Annotated in this window: 1 protein-coding gene; it reads left to right on the forward strand. The window is 66.0% G+C overall.

The window, feature by feature from the left end:
• The coding region (locus R1101_RS0125205; RefSeq protein ID WP_016935854.1) for a DEAD/DEAH box helicase at positions 1–559 on the forward strand (559 nt) is incomplete at both ends.

A 559-nucleotide genomic window follows, 5' to 3' on the forward strand; every position in this document is an offset into this window, starting at 1 on the left:
GATCGAACCGCTCGCGCATTCGTCCGGACTGAAGGTCACCACGATCTTCGGTGGCGTGTCGCAGAAGCGCCAGGTCGAAGCCCTGCGTCGCGGTGTCGACATCGTCATCGCCTGCCCGGGCCGCCTCGAAGATCTCATGCGCCAGAAGTTCGTCGCGCTCGACGACGTCGAGGTCACGGTGCTCGACGAGGCCGACCACATGGCCGACCTCGGATTCTTGCCGGGCGTCACCCGCATCCTGACGGCGACACCGAAAGACGGTCAGCGGCTGCTGTTCTCGGCCACCCTGGACAACGGCGTCGACAAGCTCGTCAAGCGGTTCCTGAAGAACCCGGTCATGCACTCGGTCGACGAGGCCACCTCCCCCGTCGCCGCGATGACCCACCACGTCTTCGATGTCGCGGGCATGGAGGCGAAGAAGGACCTCGTCCGCACCCTCGCGTCGGGTACCGGTCGCCGAATCCTGTTCATGCGCACCAAGCATCAGGCCCGCAAGCTCGCCAAGCAGCTCACCGACTCCGGTATCCCGGCGGTGGACCTGCACGGCAACCTCTCGCAG

This window comes from Rhodococcus sp. R1101, from assembly GCF_000278445.1.
Taxonomy (GTDB): Bacteria; Actinomycetota; Actinomycetes; order Mycobacteriales; family Mycobacteriaceae; genus Rhodococcus; species Rhodococcus gordoniae.